The 18,181-nt window shown below is 69.6% G+C and carries 19 protein-coding genes and 4 pseudogenes; 9 read left to right on the forward strand and 14 right to left on the reverse strand.

Going from position 1 to position 18,181, the window contains the following annotated elements:
* The first annotated feature begins 237 nt into the window (after positions 1-237).
* On the forward strand, positions 238-441 hold the full coding sequence (locus AB0P17_RS17270; protein ID WP_365811793.1) for a hypothetical protein: 204 nt from the start codon (positions 238-240) through the stop codon (positions 439-441).
* A 104-nt stretch (positions 442-545) separates the two neighbouring features.
* On the opposite strand, the gene AB0P17_RS17275 is transcribed toward AB0P17_RS17270, so the two are convergent.
* From AB0P17_RS17275 to AB0P17_RS17305, 7 genes and pseudogenes are all read right to left on the reverse strand, one after another.
* A complete protein-coding gene (locus tag AB0P17_RS17275; RefSeq protein ID WP_365811794.1) occupies positions 546-1,133 on the reverse strand; it encodes an alpha/beta hydrolase in 588 nt (195 codons plus the stop codon).
* Positions 1,120-1,812 (reverse strand): annotated as a pseudogene (locus tag AB0P17_RS17280) (alpha/beta fold hydrolase); the annotation flags it as partial. The pseudogene AB0P17_RS17280 and the gene AB0P17_RS17275, both read right to left, overlap by 14 nt.
* A 125-nt stretch (positions 1,813-1,937) precedes the next feature.
* On the reverse strand, positions 1,938-2,606 hold the full coding sequence (locus tag AB0P17_RS17285) for a response regulator transcription factor (RefSeq protein ID WP_365811757.1): 669 nt from the start codon (positions 2,604-2,606) through the stop codon (positions 1,938-1,940).
* A gap of 116 nt (positions 2,607-2,722) precedes the next feature.
* Positions 2,723-3,001 (reverse strand): hypothetical protein, encoded by a 279-nt coding sequence (locus AB0P17_RS17290; RefSeq protein WP_365811759.1) that lies wholly within the window; start codon positions 2,999-3,001, stop codon positions 2,723-2,725.
* Positions 3,001-3,363, reverse strand: a complete 363-nt coding sequence (locus tag AB0P17_RS17295) for a nuclear transport factor 2 family protein (RefSeq protein ID WP_365811761.1) — start codon at positions 3,361-3,363, stop codon at positions 3,001-3,003. Before AB0P17_RS17295 ends, AB0P17_RS17290 begins: the two co-directional genes overlap by 1 nt.
* Entirely contained in the window at positions 3,360-3,992 is a 633-nt protein-coding gene (locus tag AB0P17_RS17300; RefSeq protein WP_365811795.1) for a hypothetical protein, read from the reverse strand. The genes AB0P17_RS17295 and AB0P17_RS17300 overlap by 4 nt, the downstream gene beginning before the upstream one ends.
* Before the next feature lie 251 nt (positions 3,993-4,243).
* Entirely contained in the window at positions 4,244-4,690 is a 447-nt protein-coding gene (locus AB0P17_RS17305) for a DUF1772 domain-containing protein (protein WP_365811763.1), read from the reverse strand.
* A 90-nt stretch (positions 4,691-4,780) separates the two neighbouring features.
* On the opposite strand from AB0P17_RS17305, the gene AB0P17_RS17310 reads away from it, so the two are divergent.
* On the forward strand, positions 4,781-5,359 hold the full coding sequence (locus AB0P17_RS17310; protein ID WP_365811765.1) for a TetR/AcrR family transcriptional regulator: 579 nt from the start codon (positions 4,781-4,783) through the stop codon (positions 5,357-5,359).
* A 173-nt stretch (positions 5,360-5,532) separates the two neighbouring features.
* Here the strand turns inward: AB0P17_RS17310 and AB0P17_RS17315 are convergent, their stop codons facing one another.
* A complete protein-coding gene (locus tag AB0P17_RS17315; RefSeq protein WP_365811767.1) occupies positions 5,533-6,381 on the reverse strand; it encodes a helix-turn-helix transcriptional regulator in 849 nt (282 codons plus the stop codon).
* Positions 6,382-6,483: 102 nt separating this feature from the next.
* Here AB0P17_RS17315 and AB0P17_RS17320 point away from each other — a divergent pair, with 102 nt between their 5' ends.
* Together AB0P17_RS17320 and AB0P17_RS17325 are read left to right on the forward strand one after the other, a co-directional pair.
* Complete coding sequence (locus AB0P17_RS17320; protein WP_365811769.1) at positions 6,484-7,191, forward strand: SDR family NAD(P)-dependent oxidoreductase; 708 nt, start codon at positions 6,484-6,486, stop codon at positions 7,189-7,191.
* Positions 7,192-7,414: 223 nt separating this feature from the next.
* Positions 7,415-8,092 (forward strand): HAD-IA family hydrolase, encoded by a 678-nt coding sequence (locus tag AB0P17_RS17325; protein WP_365811771.1) that lies wholly within the window; start codon positions 7,415-7,417, stop codon positions 8,090-8,092.
* Between the two features lie 71 nt (positions 8,093-8,163).
* On the opposite strand, the gene AB0P17_RS17330 is transcribed toward AB0P17_RS17325, so the two are convergent.
* The 3 genes and pseudogenes from AB0P17_RS17330 to AB0P17_RS17340 form a co-directional block, all read right to left on the reverse strand.
* Positions 8,164-8,289, reverse strand: a complete 126-nt coding sequence (locus AB0P17_RS17330; RefSeq protein WP_365811772.1) for a hypothetical protein — start codon at positions 8,287-8,289, stop codon at positions 8,164-8,166.
* A gap of 61 nt (positions 8,290-8,350) precedes the next feature.
* On the reverse strand, positions 8,351-8,848 hold the full coding sequence (locus tag AB0P17_RS17335) for an FBP domain-containing protein (protein WP_365811774.1): 498 nt from the start codon (positions 8,846-8,848) through the stop codon (positions 8,351-8,353).
* A 49-nt stretch (positions 8,849-8,897) separates the two neighbouring features.
* A pseudogene (locus AB0P17_RS17340) lies at positions 8,898-9,056 on the reverse strand (MFS transporter); the annotation flags it as partial.
* Positions 9,057-9,190: 134 nt separating this feature from the next.
* On the opposite strand from AB0P17_RS17340, the gene AB0P17_RS17345 reads away from it, so the two are divergent.
* A complete protein-coding gene (locus AB0P17_RS17345) occupies positions 9,191-9,442 on the forward strand; it encodes a hypothetical protein (RefSeq protein ID WP_365811775.1) in 252 nt (83 codons plus the stop codon).
* Between the two features lie 67 nt (positions 9,443-9,509).
* On the opposite strand, the gene AB0P17_RS17350 is transcribed toward AB0P17_RS17345, so the two are convergent.
* From AB0P17_RS17350 to AB0P17_RS17360, 3 genes are all read right to left on the reverse strand, one after another.
* Positions 9,510-10,091: a hypothetical protein gene (locus AB0P17_RS17350; RefSeq protein ID WP_365811777.1), complete on the reverse strand. Its 582-nt coding sequence runs from the start codon at positions 10,089-10,091 to the stop codon at positions 9,510-9,512.
* Between the two features lie 531 nt (positions 10,092-10,622).
* Positions 10,623-11,006 carry a hypothetical protein gene (locus AB0P17_RS17355; RefSeq protein WP_365811779.1) on the reverse strand — a complete coding sequence of 128 codons (384 nt, stop codon included), beginning with the start codon at positions 11,004-11,006 and terminating at the stop codon, positions 10,623-10,625.
* Between the two features lie 89 nt (positions 11,007-11,095).
* Positions 11,096-14,473: a hypothetical protein gene (locus AB0P17_RS17360; protein WP_365811781.1), complete on the reverse strand. Its 3,378-nt coding sequence runs from the start codon at positions 14,471-14,473 to the stop codon at positions 11,096-11,098.
* Positions 14,474-15,024: 551 nt separating this feature from the next.
* Here AB0P17_RS17360 and AB0P17_RS17365 point away from each other — a divergent pair.
* The 4 genes and pseudogenes from AB0P17_RS17365 to AB0P17_RS17380 all read left to right on the forward strand — a co-directional run.
* Positions 15,025-15,582, forward strand: coding sequence for a hypothetical protein (locus AB0P17_RS17365; RefSeq protein WP_365811783.1), 558 nt, complete (start codon positions 15,025-15,027; stop codon positions 15,580-15,582).
* 34 nt (positions 15,583-15,616) lie between these two features.
* Positions 15,617-15,889, forward strand: a pseudogene (locus AB0P17_RS17370) (esterase); the annotation flags it as partial.
* Positions 15,890-16,157: 268 nt separating this feature from the next.
* Entirely contained in the window at positions 16,158-18,008 is a 1,851-nt protein-coding gene (locus AB0P17_RS17375; RefSeq protein ID WP_365811785.1) for an FG-GAP-like repeat-containing protein, read from the forward strand.
* Between the two features lie 67 nt (positions 18,009-18,075).
* A pseudogene (locus AB0P17_RS17380) lies at positions 18,076-18,181 on the forward strand (transposase); the annotation flags it as partial.

Genomic DNA, 18,181 nt, shown 5'->3' on the forward strand with positions numbered 1-18,181 from the left:
GCAATCCACGTCCGCAGCTTGAGCGGGGCGTGCCCGAGACCTGTACCGAGGGCCGACGGGATGAGCCCGAGGCCGTGACGCGTTCGGGTGCACCCGCGGCGACGGGCGGCGGCATCGCGTTCGACGAGGGCGCCGCCGGGCCGGCGCATACCGTTCTGGGCAGCGGACAGAGGCGTGGCGGGAGCGGGTCGGCAGCATCGCGCGGACGTCCTGCCCCCCCGCATCATCCGTCACGACATGGTGGCGGAGCGGGCGTTCTCCACGAAGACCGGCTCCGCCTTTTCCAGCCGCTACCTCGTTTCGGAGGGGGACGCGCTCACGGTCCTGCCCGCGCTCTTCGGCTGCTTCCCCCGCTTGCCCCTCGTCGAGGACCAGCCCTTCGACCACGTGCCGTCGTTCGTCATCCACGGCTTCCGGGAAATCCAGATCGTCCTCGGCTGAACACCGGACGACCGCTTCGGTCTCCAGGACCTCGGCAGGTCCTGGAGACCGGAGGCGCCGACGACTCGCACGAAGCTCCCCCGACTCGACCGCCCGTTCCGGACTCAGCCGGTGCCCGTCGGCAGCGGTTCGTCCAGGAGGAAGGCCCGCAGCAGCGCGGTGCAGCGGCCGGGCTGTTCGCCCGAGATGGAGTGTCCGGCTCCCTTGACGGTCACCAACTCGGAGCCTGCGAGGGTGTGTTGGTGCTCGGCGGTCACGGCGGGCCTGATGAAGTCGCACTCCCCTCGCATGATCAGAGAGGGGACGCGCAGGGTGCGCAGACGGGGCCGGGGGTCGGGGAGCCGCTCGAAGTCCCTGACGGTCATCTGGTTGCTGAAGAAGCCCTGAGGGTTGTCGTGCGCCGTGGTGGGCGGAGCGTCCTCGCACCAGGTGCTGTCTTTTCCCTGGAGGGCGACTTCGTGCATCCAGTGTTCGACCTCGCGGTCGCCGGCCAGTGCGTGCGCGGCGCCGGGGTTGATCCGGAGGAGCAGGCTCGCCGCGATGATGCGGGGTGCGCTGTTCAGCCGGTCGAGCCGGGCCTTCTGGGCGGGGGAGAGGCGGTTCCAGGGTTCCCCGGCCCTGGAGCCAGGGTATTGACGGGCCCCACAGCGCGCCCGGCGAGGTGAAGACCGCTTTGACGACGTGCTCGCCATGGGCGGCCAGGTACTGGGCGGTGAGTGATCCGCCCCAGGACTGGCCGACCAGGATGATCCGGTCGGCGCCGAGTGTGCGCCGGATCGCTTCCAGGCCGGCGACCTGGCGGGCGACGGTGTATCCGGTGACGTCCCGCAGCCGGGTGGAGCGGTCGGCGCCGAGTTGGTCGTAGGAGTAGACGTCGAAGCCGTCGGCCGCGAGTCCACGGCCCCCGGTGGGGACGCCCTCGCCGGGGGTGCCGGGACCGCCGTGCAGGAAGATCACCGGGGTCGGTCGGGCCTTGCCGGTGGCGGGGGCATGGACGTGGGCGATGCGTGAACCGGTCGGCAGATCCCAGAACCGTACGCCGGGCGGGGCGGGGGCGGCCGTCGTAGTGGGCATCGGATCAAGGACGGTGACGACGGCGAGGACGGCGACGCCCGCGGCCAGGCCGACCGTGAGGAACGCGGACGCCCGCAGAGCCGGGCGCCGGCCGAGGCCGAACAGGGCGAACGCCGCCCGGCCCAGCAGCCCGCCGGCCAGGGCACCGCAGACGAGCCCGGCGACGACCGGGACCGGCACGCTCGCGGTGACGAACGCCGCGGCGAGGAAACCGGCCACCGCCACGACAGGGGTCAGCAAGAGCGCCAGGAACAGCAGGACACCGTCGGCGACACGGTGGAGAAGTATGCGTGACATGCCTTCGAGGCTGGGAAGCCGACGCGGGTGATCCGTCCAGCTCAGGGACGGTTCCGCCGCGTGCGAGGGCCGCCCTGCGGCGGGGTGTCCCCCCCACCTCACGGCGGGGTGCCGATCGATTCACCTCACGGCCCGCTGCCGGGCCGGATCAGCCCCGTCTCGTACGCGGCGATCGTCGTCTGTACCCGGTCGCGTACGCCGAGCTTGCCGAGGAGGACGGAGACGTGGTCCTTCACGGTGGGCGGACTCACCCCCAGCACCGCCGCGATCTCCGCGTTGGACAGACCCCGCGCGACCTGCCGCAGCACCTCCGTCTCGCGCGGGGTGAGCAGGTCGAGCCGGGCCGCATCGAGCGGACCGGGCCCGTCGGCGAACCGGTCGATCAGCCTGCGGGTCACCGCCGGATCGAGCAGCGCGGCGCCCCCGTGGACCACCCGTACCGCGTCGATCACCCGCTCCGGCTCGGCGTCCTTGAGCAGGAAACCGGCGGCCCCGCGCAGCGCGGCGAACAGGTACTCGTCGAGACCGAAGGTGGTGAGCACCAGAACACGGGTCGCGGGGCTGCGTTCGGTGATCGCGGCGGTCGCCGCGAGCCCGCCGATCCCCGGCATGCGGACATCCATCAGCGCGACGTCCGGCCGCGCCGACAACGCGAGTTCGACCGCCGTGTCGGCTTCCGGACGTGCCGGCGCAACCGCTTCTCGCTGTCCGGCGTCCGGCACCCGGGTGCGGACCTGGTTGTAGAAGGCATTTTTCAGATCCGGATGGCGCTGGGTGGGCGCGTTGCGGGGCACCTGTGCCTACGCCGCGAGCGCGACGATGGCCAGCGCTCCGTTGGAGTGTTCCGGCCGGCCGTTGAGAATGCGGTCCATCGCGGTCTGGATGCGGTCGCGTTCATCGGGGGCGGGGCTCATGCGGTCGGCTCCTGGGCGTTGATGCGGTCGTCGACGTGGCGGTCGGCCGGCGCGCGCAGCTGTCCGACGCGCTGGGAAAGCCGGTCGGCGAGCGGGCCGGGCAGCGCCTCGGAGGCGGCCTGTTTCTCCAAGGGCTGAGCGTGCTGGAGGAGGTGGTTGGCGTGTTGGGCGGCGCGGGCTGCGTTCGCGCAGGACGGCCCGCAGCGCTCCAACCGCGGGGCGTCGGCGGCGTCGAGGCGGTGACACAGGGCCCGGTCACGGTTGTGGACGCACATCAGGAACGAGCGCGGGCTGTCGTAAACGGCCAGGGCCGGGTTGCTGAGGATGGCTCAGGAGCGGGCCCGCCCAGCACAGTGGTCGCGCCGTCCGGTCCGGTACCCACATACTCGAACTTTGCCCAGAGTTCCGGGCCCGCGGTGGCGCGGCGCAGCACCCGGCCCTGTATGTCGGTGAGGCGGCTGAAGATCGCGGTCCAGTTGGCGAGCATCTGCTCGTTACCGATGAACCCGTCCGAGGGGCGATGCGGCACCTCGGTTCGGTAGTCCGTGGTGAAGCAGTCCGCGACCTTCCGAGGGGCATGTGAGTTGATCGCGTCTACGAGGCGCTCGACCGGATCCTGTGTACTCATCGTGCTCATCTCGTTTCCGGTCGTCGAGCACCTCGTACGACGCGGGGTGACGAGACCGGAGCTCGGATCGCGGCGGCTGGGGCCAGTCGGAAGCGGGCACCTTGAAGAGCCTGGTTTCGATCCCGGACGACGATCGCCTTGGGACGCGTCCACTTGCGTCGGTAGTTGTCGCCTCCTCGGCAGGCCGAGGAAGCCCGACGTCCCTGGGCAGCGGTGGTGACCGCCGCCGAATTGATCGGGAGATCCCGTACATGCCGATGGGCCGGCTGTACCGGCCCTTCCTCGTTCGGCGCTGCTGGTAGCCGCGCCGCCACGACGTCCTGCAGGCTGCTTACTGCGGGACGCCGACGCGGCTTCTGGTTGTCGCGGCCGTGGCGGTAGCGCAGGCGCGGGCGGCGGTCGGTGAAGACGGCCTGGTGGAAGGCGGTGGCGGGGCGGTCGGGGCCCGGGGTGCCGCGCCGGCGGACGGGGTCGATGAGGATGCGGCGGCCGGCCAGGTCCGCGTCGGGGCGGTGCGGGGCGGGCAGGGCGGCCATGGCCTTGCGCAGGGCGGAGCCGAGAGCTTGGCCCAGGTCAAGGTCGGTGTGGGCGGGGCCCGAGAGCAGGACGAACAGGGCGCGGGCCTCGTCGGTTGCCACGTCACCACCGACCTCGTGCCTCTGCGGATGATCCGCAACAGGCGCTGCCCCTCGTCTTCATCGATCTCACGGACAGGTGCTTGTTCTGCCACCCGGACAGCCCGGCGACACCGCGCCGCCCAGACCGGCGTCCGAACGGCGCGTCACGTCACCACGGGCAAAGGGTCTCTGATGCGGCACTGGCTGCCAGCACGTCCTGTCATCGGCCGTCATCGGGTCTGATTGGATCCGCGCGGACCCGGTGCGTGGGCTCAGGCGAGGGCGGCGGCCAGCAGGGCGAAGGCGGCGATGATGACGGCGACGCGGATGTAGTGGAAGCGGTCCCAGTGGTTCATCTGCTCCTTCCAGTCCTCGGGCAGGTTCTGGGTGGTCCACGTTTTACCCCGGTTGTTGATCGGGACGAGCAGCAGGAGCGACATGATCACGCTCAGGATCAGCAGCGCGGCGGCGGCGACGACGAGGCCGGCGCCGTGGTGATGCCGTCCGGCGATGGCCCAGGCCGCGCTCAGAACGAGCGAGCCGATGTACCAGAACGGCATCACGGCGCCGAGCATCCGGGCCCCGTGGACGCGGCCGCGCAGGCCGTTGTCGCCGGGGAGCCCGTTGAGGATCGGGTTGATGACGAAGGCGACGGAGAACTCCACCCCCACCATCAGGCCGACGACCACGGTGGTGAAGACCTCGAGTGCGTTGAACATGGCGATCCTCCTGGAATCTAGTGTCGCTAGCTAATGAGGCAACGCTAGTACTGCTGCCGATCGATTGTCTAGCGGTGCTAGGGTCGAGCCATGTCGGTACAGGAACGCAAGCAGCGCGAACGGGCGGACCGCGAACGCCTCATCGTGGCGACGGCCCGCGAACTCGCCGAGCAGCAGGGCTGGGACGCGGTCACCACCCGTCGGCTCGCCGAGCGCATCGAATACAGCCAGCCCGTCCTCTACAGCCATTTCCGCGGCAAGCGCGAGATCATCGGCGCCGTCGCCCTTGAGGGTGCCGCCGCGATGGCCGCGGCGCTGCGGGCTGCGGCCTCCGCCGCGGACGGCCCTCGCGCCCGGGTCACCGCCCTCGCTCGCGCCTACCTCGACTTCGCCGAGCACAACCCGGCGGTCTACGACGCCATGTTCCAGCTCGACGGCGGCCTGGCGTTCGCGAACGAGGACACTCCGGAGCCGCTGAAGGATGCCTTCGCCGCCCTGCTGGAGAGCCTCGGTGAGGTCGCCGGGGACGGCGTTCATCCGGCACTGTTCACCGAGGTGTTCTGGGCGGCCCTGCACGGGCTGGCCACCCTGACCCGGGCGGGACGGCTGCCGCCGGGGGACGCCGGGCGGAGGGTGGAGCTGCTGGTGGACCGGCTCGCCATGGTCTGACACGCCGTCAGGGCCAGGGGGGACATGGGGGCTGGGCTCGTCCCCGGGCCGCTCACCTCACGTACCGGATCACATCGTCCCAGGCTGCCCGTGGGACACGGGTCGCGCAGTGACCTGCCCGGTGACCAGGGAGCCGACCACTCGGCGCATCTTGATCTCTGATGGTGAGCCTGTCAGTTGGCGGGACCGGCAAGCGTCTGGGTGCCGAGCACGGTCAGCAGGGTGAGGCGTTCAGCGTCCTCGGTGCCGGGTTCGGCCGTGTAGATCATGATCCGAAGGTCGCTGCCCGCCACGGTGAGTACGTCGCAGTCCAGCGTCAGAGGTCCGGCGTGTGGGTGGTCGATGGTCTTGCGCGCGGCCTCGTGGCGGCCGACGCTGCCGGCGTCCCACAGCGCGGCGAATCGGTCGTGGTTCGCGCGCAGTTCCGCGATCAGCCGCTGAAGCTGTCGGTCGGCCGGGTAACGGCCGGCCGCCGCGCGCAGGTCGGAGACCAGCGTGGCCTCGAAGTCGCGCAGGGACTGAGGCGTGTGGCGGGCCCGGGTGCCCGGGCCGAGGAAGTGGCGCCACACGGCGTTGCGCTCGTTGCCACGCCAACCGGACGGATCGCCCATCAGGGCCGCGTACGGCGCGTTGGCCATGAGGAGGGTCCAGGACGCGTCATAGACCGCCGCGGGTGTCCCCGTCAGTCTGTCGAGCAGCCGGTGGACACTCGGGGTGATGAACGCGGGCACGGTCTGCGGGCCCGGCGGCGCGAACCCGGCCAGCCTGAACAGGTGGGCGCGCTCGTCCCCCGACAGCCGCAGCGCCCTGGCCAGTGCCTCGACGATTTGCGGCGAGGGATGGGTGGCGCGGCCCTGTTCCAGCCGGGTGACGTAGTCGACGGAGATCCCGGCGAGCATGGCCAGCTCCTCGCGGCGCAGCCCGGCCGTGCGCCGAGCCACGCCGGCGGGCAGCCCGGCCGCCTCGGGTGGGATCCGGTCGCGCCAGCGACGCACCGTCTGCCCGAATTCCGTTGTCGCCATGCCTGCCAGTGTGCACTGCCCGTCGACCGGCCGCCTGGTACCGCGAGTCCCAGGAAGAACGGACGACTGGCTGACCGAACGGTCCCGAAGCACCGTGGAGACATGACGAGAACACTGATCACCGGAGCAAACAAAGGCCTCGGCTTCGAGACCGCCCGCCGCCTCATCGCCGCAGGCCACACCGTCTACATCGGCAGCCGGGACCTCGATCGCGGCCGCCGGGCCGCCGAGCGACTGGGCGCGCGGACCGTACAGCTCGATGTCACCGACGACGCCTCCGTCGCGGCTGCGGCCAAGACCATCCAGGCCGTCGGCGGACTGGACGTGCTGGTCAACAACGCCGGCATCGAGGGGAGAAACGAGGACAACGACGTGATCGGCGCCGCGGACGTCACCGCCGACATGATGCGCCAGGTGTTCGAGACCAACGTCTTCGGCACGGTGAGGGTCACCCATGCGTTCCTGCCGCTGTTGCAGCGGTCCGCTTCCCCGGTCGTGGTCAACGTCAGCAGCGGCCTGGCCTCCCTCACCCGGGTCACCACCGTCGGCACCCCGACCCACGCCTACCCGGGCATCGCGTACCCGGCATCGAAGACCGCACTCAACATGATCACCGTGCAGTACGCGAAGGCGTTCCCGAACATGCGCATCAACGCGGTGGAGCCCGGTTACACCAAGACGGACCTCAACGGGAACACCGGCATCCAGACCGTCGAACGGGGCGCCGAGATCATCGTCCGCATGGCGCAGACAGACCCCGACGGCCCCACTGGAGGCTACGTCGACGCGCAGGGATCCTTGCCCTGGTAAGCCCCTGAGCTCTGGCCATTACAGCAGGGTGACTGAGCGCTTCACGCTGTGCATCCGCCAACCGAGCGCTCAGTCACATTGCGGCAGGGCGGTCTGCTGTGAGTCTGCGAGGTCAGGTCGACGATGAGCCGGCGGCGGAGGAGCTCAAGGTCCTGGGCGCCGAGTTCGAACGGGGTGCAGCGGCAGCACTAGCGGGGCATCTACTCACCAGACTGGGCGGGTGATGACTCAACCAGCCTCTCCCGACCATCTCCGTGCTGTCCTGTTCGACTCAGGCGGAGTGCTGATGCGGCCGATCGGTGGCCGTTGGAACCCGCGAGCGGACTTCGAGCAGACCGTCCTCGCCCACGCGCGGTCGATCACGCCGGAACAGTTCGCGGCGGCTATCGGCGCGGGCGACCACTTCTTCGCGACCTCGTCATCGACGCCCGACTACGACGATTACCACCGGGTGATGCTCCACCACCTCGGTGTGGACCCGACCTCGCAACTCCTCGCTGACTTGCGCCGTGAAGTTCCTCCGGCCGTGTTTCTGGAGACGTACCCAGACGTCGAGGAGACCCTGGAGGAGCTGAGCCGGCGTGGGGTGCGGATGGCCGTGGTGTCGGATGCCTGGCCCGGTTTGGCCGACCTCCACGCCGGACTCGGGATCAGCCGGTTCTTCGAGGCGTACGCAATCTCCGCCGTCCTCGGCTGCAACAAGCCGGACCCGCGCATGTACCACCACGCCAGCGCCGCGCTGAACCTCGCTCCTGCGCAGTGTCTGTTCGTTGATGACGATCCGGACCTGGTCGCCGCGGCTATCCGACTCGGCTATGCAGGACGTGCGCTTTGCCGGGACGCGGCCGTCTCGGACGTGCCCTCCATCACTTCCCTGACAGAACTCCTGGATTTCTTCTGACACATTCGGCATCGACTTCCTGGGCGTGGCCGCAGCGCGACGACGGAGTTGCGGGCAGCCCCGGCCCCGGGTCAGTCATAGAGGTCCAGACCGGTGCCGGTGAGGCAGCCGTCGATGACGTGGGACCGGTACTGCAGCGCCTGCGCGACCGCGAGCGTGACCAGCTCGGCATCGCTCAACTGCGGTGGGCAGCCCATGACGGCGGTTCAAGGAGTGGACAGGGGCTCGGCGCCGATGGCCGTCGAGCCCCTGTCGGCCTCAGTGGAAGACTCGCTCCACGAACGCGTCGAGGTTGCCGCGCAGGCGCTCGATCTGCTGCTCGACAGTGAGGGACTCCTCCATGCCCCCGCCCGGTGCCGCCTTCTTCCTGCCCCGTACGTACAACGAGCAGTCCAGGTCGGCGCAAATGTAGGTGCCCACCGAGTTGCCTTTTCGGCCGGCCGGGCCTGCCTTGGGGGCGGTCATGAGGGAGGCGCCGCTGCCGGGATGTGTGGTCAGGCACAGCGAGCACAGGCTGCGGCGCAGGAAGCCGCGGTTGCCGGAAGCGGAGCGCAGGGACAGGCCGACGAGTTCCTCGGCGCGTTCGACGACGAGATAGCGGCGATCGGGCGCGGACAGATCGAACCAGCCCAGGAAGTCCAGGTCGTCCCAGTGGTCGAGGTCCGTCAGGTCCTTGGGCAGGGGGAGGCGTTTGGCCTCGCCCTTCGAGCAGTTGACGAACGAGGTACGGATGTCGTGTTCGGTCAGGGGTTTCATGGAGGACCCTTCGAGGGGTGAGGTGGACGGTGGTGGGACACGGCCCCGGCTAGGCCGGTGCGTCGTTTCCGGCGTGCTTCGGCGTCTTGTGCCGTACGGTGAGGCCCGCTACCAGGGCGGCGAGCAGCAGGACGCCCGCCGAGCACCAGTAGGCGACGGAGAAGCCGTGCACCATGCCTTCGTCGAGGGTCGTGCCGCCGTGGGCCGGATCGGGCTTCGCCTCCAAGGAGTTCGAGAATGACCTGGTCGTGCGTGGGGCCGAACTGCTGCGGCCCTCGTTCAAGCGGGAGAAGAAGCGCAAGGGCGAGGGCCTGCTCAAGTCGGTGCGGCACCGCGGTGCACTTGTTCAGCCTGAACGGGACCGACCCGACGTTCAAGGAAGTGTGCGGCCGTTCCGCGATCTCCGGCATGCACAACCAGGAGTCCATGGGCAGTCACCTCGCGACGTTCATGCCCGACATGCGGATCATGGACCAGGACGCGTACTGGCCGGACACCCGCATGAGCGCGGGGAACACCTGCCTGTACGGCACGCCCGGCAACGGCGAGCCCGTCCTCTGCAAGCTGACCGCCCAGTGGCAGCCCTTCCCGTAACGGTGCCGCCCCCACCCCTAGCCCGGGTGGGGGCCGGCCCCCTACCGGGGCGGTCAGACCAGGGGAATCAGAACGGCGGGAAGATCCCCGGCCTGGACGGCCTCCTGGGCGACGGAAAGGCCGCAGTAATCCCCGAGGGCTGTGAACACCGCAGCGGGCAGCCGGGGCCGTGTTCCTCGTCGCACGTCACCACAGCGGCTTCACCCAACTCCCCGATGGACGGCAACACCGCGTCGGCCGCGCGGAGCGCCGCGTCCAGGGCCGAGCCCTGCCCGGTGTCCTGTCCGAACTCGGCCTGCCAGGCGCCCCCGTCCCCCGGCGCATGGATGATCCTCTGCGGCGGGCTCCACGAGTTCATCGTTACGCAGACGATCTCCTCGTCCGGTGCGGGCCGCATCGAGTCCACCGTTCGGTAGCCGGTGGCCCACGTCGCCATGCCCCAGTCCTCCAGCACGTATACCCAGTCCCCGCATGTCCCGTACATCGCGCGATTCACATGAGGCGCCCGGTCGCCCGGTCGTCTTGCCGGCGCGACGAGGTCCTTGCAGGAGGTACGCTCGGCGAGCTCGTCGAGGTCGGCTCCCAGCGCGATGAGGAACTCGTCCGCGTCGATGCCACGGACGCAGGTGAGTGATATCCCTCCGAGCATGCCGGACAGGGTGGCTGAACTGCCGGTGGTGCTGTGTGCGCTGGTCCCGCAGGGCGGACAGCAGGATGCAACCGACCTCGTCCAGGGCGAAGGAGTCCGCGTGCGGCTCCCCGTCGCCCAGGACCTCCGTGACGGGGAAGGCGATGTTCTCGGAGAGCCGCAGCAAGAGGAAGGCCGGCTCGGGAGTGGCGGGGGCGTAGTTCCCGCCGCTCATCTGCAGAGCGAGGAGGTAGTCGAAAGCGCGGTCGACTTCCTCCGGGGGAGCGGGGTGCGGACGACCCGTGGTTGATCGACGCGATATGGCAGGCCGTGCGCATGCGGTGTTCCGCCCTCGTCCCTATGCGGTTTGCCCGACCTTGGACGCTCCCAGCGCCAGCGCGTGGTGCTGACCAGGACCAGGGCAACGAGGGAGAGAACGAGCCCGCCAGAGCCACGCGACCAGTCGAAGCGAGGGCGACTGTCCGGCGAGCAGCCCGATCAGGACGAAGCCGACCCCGGAGCAGCCATCCCCGCCCGCAGCCCGAACGGGGTTCAGCGGGTCAGCGCGAAGCCGGCGAGCAAGACGGCGACCACGCAGACGGCGAAGAAGACCTGGTGCCGGCGCGGGACCTTGATGTTGTCCGTGGGCTCACCTCTGCGCCAGCGCTCGAGCACCTCTTTGAACAGCTTCCGCTGAGGGAGCAGGCCAAGTGTCAGGCCGATGTGGGCGCACGAGTACATGACGAGTGCCCCGGTCAGGTCAATGCCGGTCAACCGGCAGACGCCGACCAGGGCCCCACCGCAGACGACCATGGTCACCGGGTAGGCGATACGGAACTTCCGGAGCGGAATCCAGCTGCCCAAGAGGCAGCTGGACAGGGCAGTGGACGCTGCGGCCAGCAGCCACAGCCATCCGATCGGCAGGGATGTGAGCATCGGGACCCCTCTGCGCCAGGACGGGGGGACCGGCCTCGTGTGTCGGTCCCCCCCGCCGGCTGGATTAACGGTCGGCGGTCATTGGCTGATCATCCGAAAAGGGAAGTCAGCGTACCGGTGATGGGCGAGATGATGTCGCTGCCGAGCTGCGTGACCCGCCTGGCGACGGGCGACACCACGCCGTCCAGTGTGGCCCCGATCCACTTGGACTGGCCGAACGTGAGCAGCCCCAGGCTGGTTCCGACGAGGGAGCCCGCGAACTCGGCGCTGTCGAAGCCGTGCTCAATGCCCGTGAACAGTGTGCTGAGCCCGGCCGACCCCACGGAGATCCAGCCGGAGATCCCCGCCGCGCCGGCGACCAACGGTGCGAACGGGCCGGTCCACGGGGCGGCGAAGGCAAGTCCCGCGGCGAGGAATCCGGAGCCGATGCTGATCCAGTTGAACGCGTCGGCGTAGAACTGGGCGTCGTTCCACCACTCGTCCTTGTCGCCCCCGCTGCCACCCGAGTTGGTCTTGTCGTGCGTCGGGCTGTCGGCCGGGTTCCTCCCCTCCTCCTTTGCCCGCCGCGCCGCCTCGGCGGCTTTGCGTGCGGCGTCCGCCGCCTCCGCCTTGCGCTTCTCCGAGACGATACGGCGGGCGTCGGTGGCTGCCGCTGCGGCCGTCTTCGCGTCCTGACCCGCGGCGATTGCGGACTGGCGCGCGCTGTTCGCGGAGGCCTGGGCGCTGTAGGAGGAGCGCAGGGCGCTGCGGGCGGAGTCGATGGCCCGGTTCGCCGAGTAGTTGGCCGCACGACTCGCCTTGCGGGCCGTGTCCGCCGCGGACTTCGCCCGGTTTGCAGATGCCTGGGCGGACTGGGCGGACTTATCCGCGTCGTCGGCGTTCTGCCTGGCCTGTGCGGCGTACGTGTCGGCCTGCTTCGCCGAGGCGAGCGCCTTGTCCGCCCATTCCTTGGCCTGGTCCGCCGCGTTGCGTGCCTCCGCGGCCGCCTTCGACGCGAGTTGTGCGTTCTCCTGCGCCTTGTAGGCGATCTTCGCGGCCGCGGCGATCGCACCACGGATCGCGGCGATGTGCGAGGCCGAGTCGTGGTCGAGCTGAGCCGCCTTGTACTGCACGAGGCTGATGAAGTTCCGGCGCATCCACGTCGGGCCCTCCATGGCGACTTCCGCGTACGCCTTGGTGTAGATGCCCACGGAGTTGAGCAGCGCGGCGGTGGCGACCCCGTCGTCGTCTCGTACCGCCTCGGGGTAGGTGCGGTCGAAGAAGTCCCGCAGCGCCTGAGGGGTGTTCGCGTCGAGCGCGGCGTTGGCGGCGGCCGTGACGGCCGGGCCGGGACTTGTGGAGAGGATGCTGGCGATGCTGACGCGGTTGTCCTCGGCCACGGCCTCGATCAGCCCGTCGGTCAGGAAGGCTTTGACGGCGCCGGCGGCCTCGCTTGTCAGCGCCGCGTGAACGGCGTTTCCGACGTTGGCGGACGCCACCTCCGCGATGTGAAGGGCCGTCTCCCGGTCGTCCTGGTCCGCGGCGAGGGCCCGGTCGGTGTCGATCCAGGCGTGGACGTCCGCATCCGCGCCGGCCAGCGCGAACTGGGCGGCCTCCCGCGCCCAGGAGCCCTTCGAGGCCGCCATGCCCAGGCCCGCTTTGCGGCCCAGTGTGGCGGCCAGCGCGAGGTCACCGTCCGCCAGCGCCTTCTCGGCGCTCGCGATCTGGTCCTTGAGTGCTTGCGCGGTCTGCTGCTCCTGCGTGCGCAGGTTCGCCAGTGCGGCCCGCTCCTCCTCTTCCATCTGGGCGAGCAGCCTGGCTTCCGCCAAGCCGTCCTGCCTGTCCTCCTCCAGACGCACCGACTCCGCGTCCCGGGCCGCCTGCTCCACTGCCCTGGCATCCTCGACGGCCTGGGTGGCGGTGTTGGCGGCCTTGATCGCCTCGGCCGCATGGGCGGTGGACTTGTTGGCATAGTCGATGGCCTGGCCCGCGTACTTGACCGCTTCTTCGGCCGCGTCGGCTGCCTTGTCGGCATGCGCGGCTGCGGAGTTGGCGGCGTCGCGGGCGGTGCGCGCGGCGGCCGCGGCCTGGTTGGCGAGGGCTTGTGCGGTGGAGGCGGCGTTGGTGGCGCGGTTCGCGGCGCTGTTCGCGATCGCGGCCTGGCGCTGGGCCTCCGCGGCCTCGGACTGGGCGACGCCCGCCGCGGTGGCCGCCTGCGCCGAGGCGTTGGCGGCGGCGGCCGCGTTGCGGGCGGCGGACGCGGCGGCGGAACCGGCACCGGCCGCCTGTGAGGCCGCGGTGGCCGCGTAGTCCGCAGCCTTGGCCGCCGTACGGGCACGCGCGGCGCCGTTGCGCGCCGCGACGGCGGCGTTCTTCGCCGCGTTGGCCTTGGAAGCGTCCTTGGAGGCGGCGATCGCCGCGTTGTAGGCGTGAGACGCGGCGTTGCCCGCGGTGGCGGCTGCCTGCGAGGCGGCGGTCGCGGCGAACGAGGCGCGGCGCGAGGCCGCGACCGCGGACTGGGAGGCGCCTATGGCATTGCGGGCGGCCTTGGCGGCCCCCTGGGCGGCGCTCGCGGCCTTGCGGGCCGCCGCACCGGACTTCGCCACGTCGCCCTTGGCCGCCTCGGCCTCCGCCGCGGCCTTCTCGGCCGCCTTCTTCGCCTTCTCCGCGGCGGTCTTGGCTCGCTCGGAGGCCTCGACGGCGAGGTCGGTCTCTGCCTGTGCGCGCTTGCCCTCGTGCTCCACGACGGCGACCAGTTCCTCGATCGTCGCGGCTTCCTGGTCGCGGGCGCGCGCGATGTGCTGCCCGGTGCTGAGGAACCACTCCACCTCTTGACGACCGCCGTTGAGTGCGCGGTCCGCGTACTTCTGCACCTCTGGGCCGGCGGACATCAGCATGGCAGAGGTCTCCACCCGCTGGTCCTCCTCGCGGGCGGAGAACCGGCCCTCGGACAGGAAGGCCGCGAGGGCCTGTTCGGTGCTGACGTCCAGGGCCGCGGACGCCTCACGCTTGACCCCCTTGCCGCCGGTGGCCGAGACCGTGGACGTGGCCACCTGCAGGTCTTCCAGCAGGGCGGGTCTGAAGCCGCCGTCGAGGAAGGCGGCCACCGTGCTGTCCCCGCCGTCCAGGGCTGCGGACGCCTCACGCCGCAGTCCCACACCGGATCTGGCGAGATAGGTGGCGACCGCTACGCGATTGTCCTCGGCCGTCACCGTCGGGAGCGTCGTGGTGAGGAACGTCTGGATGTCCGTGTCCGTGCCGTACAGCGCGTACTCCGCGGCGGCCTTGGTCGCCTTGCCGCCCGTCAGCCATGCCTTGACCACCTTCGCCCGTTCGGTGTCCGGCAGTTCGAAGGGGTTGGGCGGTTCGTCCGTCGCCGCTGTCGTGGCGCGGGCCGGCGGGGCCAGAGCCATGGGCGTGGCGGCGGCGGCTGTGACGGCGGCGAGGGTGCCGAGCAGGCGTCGCCGGCTCCAGAACACTGTCTCCATAGGAAGTCTTCCTCCAGGTAAGTGCCGTGTGGCATTCGACGGAAATCAGTCGTGACCCGATCGCCTAGCAATTCATATTTCTTGGGGACCGTCAATTGTTCTGGACAGAGGAAGGTTAAACGGGCACCCGGAGCCCCCTTTGGTCGCCTGCCGAGGCGACGCTCAGCTTTCCCTTGAATTCCTCCCGGATCCCCATCAGGTGGACATTCGCATCATGCGAACTGATCGGTGAATCGATACAGGTTCTCCATATGTGGCAACACAACCTTCCGGAAGCGTGACGGGGGTCACAATCCTTGGGCAATTTGCGTCCGGTTTGAGGTAGTTGAGGGTATGGACAGGTCATCGAGGGACGGATTTCATGGAGCAGTGAGCGGCTCGTAAAAGTGCTCAAAGCTGCCCTTCCTTTGCGTGTCACGGCGAAATGGAGACCCTCGTCGCGCGGTTTGGTCGCCGCGGGTTTCCTCCGGTCTGACGTGTCATCACAGCACCGTCCCCACTTTTATGAAGTGTTCCAGCCGGGAGACGGAACCGACGACAATTGGAGCACGATGAAGGCCCCTGCTGAATCTTCGGAATTCACGGATACAAAGCAGACGAAGAGATTCCTCGTACGTACCCTCGCCGTCGCGACGGCGGCCGGCGCCCTGGCGTGGGCGGCCCTGTCGGGCGCGCTCACCGGCGTCGCTTCCTCCCAGACTCCTGCCACGTCGACAGTCGCCGACGGCGCGCCCGGCTACGCGGTCGAGGACTTCAATTACCCCAACGCGGACAAGATCCTGGCCGAGCGGAACATCGTGCTCAAGCGCGGTGACGGGCACATCACGCTGGTGGACTGCGCCAGCGGCACGGGCTTCATCGAGGTCCTGGCGCGGCGGCACTCCGGCAAGGTGTGCTTCGAGGTTGTGGGCAACTCCGGCTGGCTGACCCTGGAGATCCCTGCGGTCTACTCGATGAAGGGCAACGACTACACCACCGAGGTCGACATGACCGCGGGTGCCGAGGAGAGGTCTTTCGACCTGGACAAGAACACCTGGACTGCGGTCGGTGAGAGCGGTGACGAACAGGGCCGTGAGCACGTGCTCGTGGAAATCCGCTCCGCCAAGTAGCCGTCAGACAGAAGGAACAGAGGACACGGCCTTCATGCACTCCACCAGAGGCATTCGCCTCGCCGCGCTCGGCGCGGCCTCGGCGGCCGGGGGAGTTCGCGGTGTCGCGACGCCCTCCGCCGCCGTGGCGGGGCCCGAGTCCCCGTCCGGCGACACCACTCATGCGTACGCCGCCCAGTTGATCGTCGGCGACCATGACCGCGGCTGTTCCGGCGTTCTGGTCGACGCCGAATGGCTGCTCACCGCGCCCGGCTGCTTCGCCGCGGACCCGAACGCCGGCCTCGACATCCCAGCCGGGCCGCCCGCGCTGGGATTTCAGGAGTCGTCAGCGCTGAGGCAGGCGGTGTCCGCCCGGCAGATCAACACCACGGTGAGAGCATCCACAATTCCGTGGCTTCGGGCGACGGTGAGGTCGTAAGGGGCTCGGGGGCAGGGTGGACTGGACCCAGGAGTCCTGGCATCGGGCGCCCCGAAACAAGGCATTTCCGGTGCACCGCCGAGTCGCTCTCGGGTGCCGTCCCGCCCTCTCGACAGTCCAATTTTCCCAATTGTCCATCAGGGAGTTGAAGAGCATCGTGCACATCAGACCTTCCCGCCGAGCACGGTTCGTCGCGCTACTGGTAGCCGCGACCGCAGGCGGGGCACTCGCCCTCACCGCCCCGGCCCAGGCTGTCATCGGTGACACGGTCGCCGACAACACCTACACCTTCACCGCGCACATCCAGATCGGTGACGGCGACACGAGCCGAGCGTGCACCGGCTCCCTCGTCGACGCCCAGTACGTCCTCACCGCCAGCAGCTGCTTCGCCGCCCCCGGTCAGCCGGCGTTCCCGATAGCCGCCGGCACGCCGACCGAGAAGGCCACGGCGACCATCGGGCGTACGGACCTGACGGGCACCGGTGGGAAGGTCGTCGAGATCACCGAGTTGGTCCCCCGGGCCGACCGGGACCTCGTGATGGCCAAACTCGCCAATCCGGTCACCGACATCGCCCCCGTTGTCCTCGCCACCACCGCGCCCGCCGCCGGTGAGACACTGCGGGCCGTGGGCTACGGCCGTACCGCGGACACCTGGGTGCCCAACCGCCCGCATGCCGGCGCGTTCACCGTGAGCGAGGCCGACGCCACCACCGTCACCCTCACCCGGGACGGCGGCACCATCTGCAAGGGCGACGCCGGCGGGCCCGCACTACGTGAGACGAACGGCAGGACCGAACTCGTCGCCGTGCACAGCGCGTCCTGGCAGGCTGGCTGCCTTGGCTCCGACGAGACGCGCGCCGGCGCTGTGGAAACCCGCCTCGACGACATCACCGAGTGGGTCACGCAGGTCCGCGCCCTGCCCGGTGAGTCCCAGGTCGCTTCCGGTGACTTCAACGGCGACGGCAGGGAAGACGTCGCCGCCTTCTACGACAACGGCACGTCCCCCGAGGGTAAGAACCGGTCGTCGCTGTTCGTCTTCTACAGCACCGCCACCGGCTTCACCGCCCCCAAGAAAGTATGGAGCACGCCCGGTGGCTTCACCTGGGAGCGGAGCAAGGTGACGTCGGGTGACTACGACGGTGACGGCAAGGACGATGTCGCGGTCTTCTACGACGGAGGATCCTCGGACAGCGGCGCCATCTCCTCGCTCTACACCTTCACCAGCACCGGCACCGGCTTCGCCAACCCCCGAAAGACATGGACCACGCCTGGTGGCTTCACCTGGGAGCGGAGCAAGGTGACGTCGGGTGACTACGACGGTGACGGCAAGGACGATGTCGCGGTCTTCTACGACGGAGGATCCTCGGACAGCGGCGCCATCTCCTCGCTCTACACCTTCACCAGCACCGGCACCGCCTTCAACAACCCGCGCAAGACCTGGACCACAACCGGTGGCTTCACCTGGTCCGCCGGCCAGATCACCTCGGGCGACTACGACAAGGACGGCAAGGACGACGTCGCGGTCTTCTACAACGGAGGCAAGTCCGCCGACGGCAAGTTCATCTCCTCGCTGTACACCTTCACCAGCACCGGCGCCGCGTTCAACAACCCGCGCAAGACCTGGACCAGCAGCGGGTCCTTCAATTGGAGCGCCGCCAAACTGACCTCCGGCGACTACAACGGAGATGGCAGGGGCGACATCGGCATCCTCTACAACCGGGGCACCACGGCGGAGGGCGTCCACCAGTCTGCACTCTTCACCTTCATCGGTGACGGCACCGACTTCGCCGCACCCCGCGAGGTCTGGACCAGTACCGGCTCCTTCAACTGGACTGCAAGCCAACCCGTAAGCGGCGACTTCAACAACGATGGCAGGAAGGACATCGGCGTCCTCTACCGAGCCGGCACGACCACCGACGGCCGCCGCGTCGACTCCCTGTTCACCTTCACGAGCACGGGAACCGGCGTTCAAGCGCCCGTCAGGCACTGGAACGGCAGCATCATCTGACTTCCGGGAGCTGTGCGCATCGACACCCCCTGGATCCTCGCCGCCGGCGGCAGCTCCACCGGTGATCGCAGCTGTCCTGTTCGCGGCATCCCGGGACTGGCTGACTATCTACTACCTGCCGCCCTACGCACCCGACCTCAATCCCGTCGAAGGGATCTGGTCCCTCCTGCGGC

The organism is Streptomyces sp. NPDC088124 (assembly GCF_040685895.1).
Classification (GTDB): Bacteria; Actinomycetota; Actinomycetes; order Streptomycetales; family Streptomycetaceae; genus Streptomyces.

What these genes read in the sequence shown, in the direction of transcription:
- AB0P17_RS17270 (WP_365811793.1), top strand. Translation starts at nt 238, where the DNA reads ATGGTGGCGGAGCGGGCGTTCTCCACGAAGACCGGCTCCGCCTTTTCC.
- AB0P17_RS17275 (WP_365811794.1), bottom strand. Translation starts at nt 1,133, where the DNA reads ATGGCGAGCACGTCGTCAAAGCGGTCTTCACCTCGCCGGGCGCGCTGT.
- AB0P17_RS17290 (WP_365811759.1), bottom strand. Translation starts at nt 3,001, where the DNA reads ATGTGCGTCCACAACCGTGACCGGGCCCTGTGTCACCGCCTCGACGCC.
- AB0P17_RS17295 (WP_365811761.1), bottom strand. Translation starts at nt 3,363, where the DNA reads ATGAGCACGATGAGTACACAGGATCCGGTCGAGCGCCTCGTAGACGCG.
- AB0P17_RS17305 (WP_365811763.1), bottom strand. Translation starts at nt 4,690, where the DNA reads ATGTTCAACGCACTCGAGGTCTTCACCACCGTGGTCGTCGGCCTGATG.
- AB0P17_RS17310 (WP_365811765.1), top strand. Translation starts at nt 4,781, where the DNA reads ATGTCGGTACAGGAACGCAAGCAGCGCGAACGGGCGGACCGCGAACGC.
- AB0P17_RS17315 (WP_365811767.1), bottom strand. Translation starts at nt 6,381, where the DNA reads ATGGCGACAACGGAATTCGGGCAGACGGTGCGTCGCTGGCGCGACCGG.
- AB0P17_RS17320 (WP_365811769.1), top strand. Translation starts at nt 6,484, where the DNA reads ATGACGAGAACACTGATCACCGGAGCAAACAAAGGCCTCGGCTTCGAG.
- AB0P17_RS17325 (WP_365811771.1), top strand. Translation starts at nt 7,415, where the DNA reads ATGACTCAACCAGCCTCTCCCGACCATCTCCGTGCTGTCCTGTTCGAC.
- AB0P17_RS17330 (WP_365811772.1), bottom strand. Translation starts at nt 8,289, where the DNA reads ATGGGCTGCCCACCGCAGTTGAGCGATGCCGAGCTGGTCACGCTCGCG.
- AB0P17_RS17335 (WP_365811774.1), bottom strand. Translation starts at nt 8,848, where the DNA reads ATGAAACCCCTGACCGAACACGACATCCGTACCTCGTTCGTCAACTGC.
- AB0P17_RS17350 (WP_365811777.1), bottom strand. Translation starts at nt 10,091, where the DNA reads ATGCTCGGAGGGATATCACTCACCTGCGTCCGTGGCATCGACGCGGAC.
- AB0P17_RS17355 (WP_365811779.1), bottom strand. Translation starts at nt 11,006, where the DNA reads ATGCTCACATCCCTGCCGATCGGATGGCTGTGGCTGCTGGCCGCAGCG.
- AB0P17_RS17360 (WP_365811781.1), bottom strand. Translation starts at nt 14,473, where the DNA reads ATGGAGACAGTGTTCTGGAGCCGGCGACGCCTGCTCGGCACCCTCGCC.
- AB0P17_RS17365 (WP_365811783.1), top strand. Translation starts at nt 15,025, where the DNA reads ATGAAGGCCCCTGCTGAATCTTCGGAATTCACGGATACAAAGCAGACG.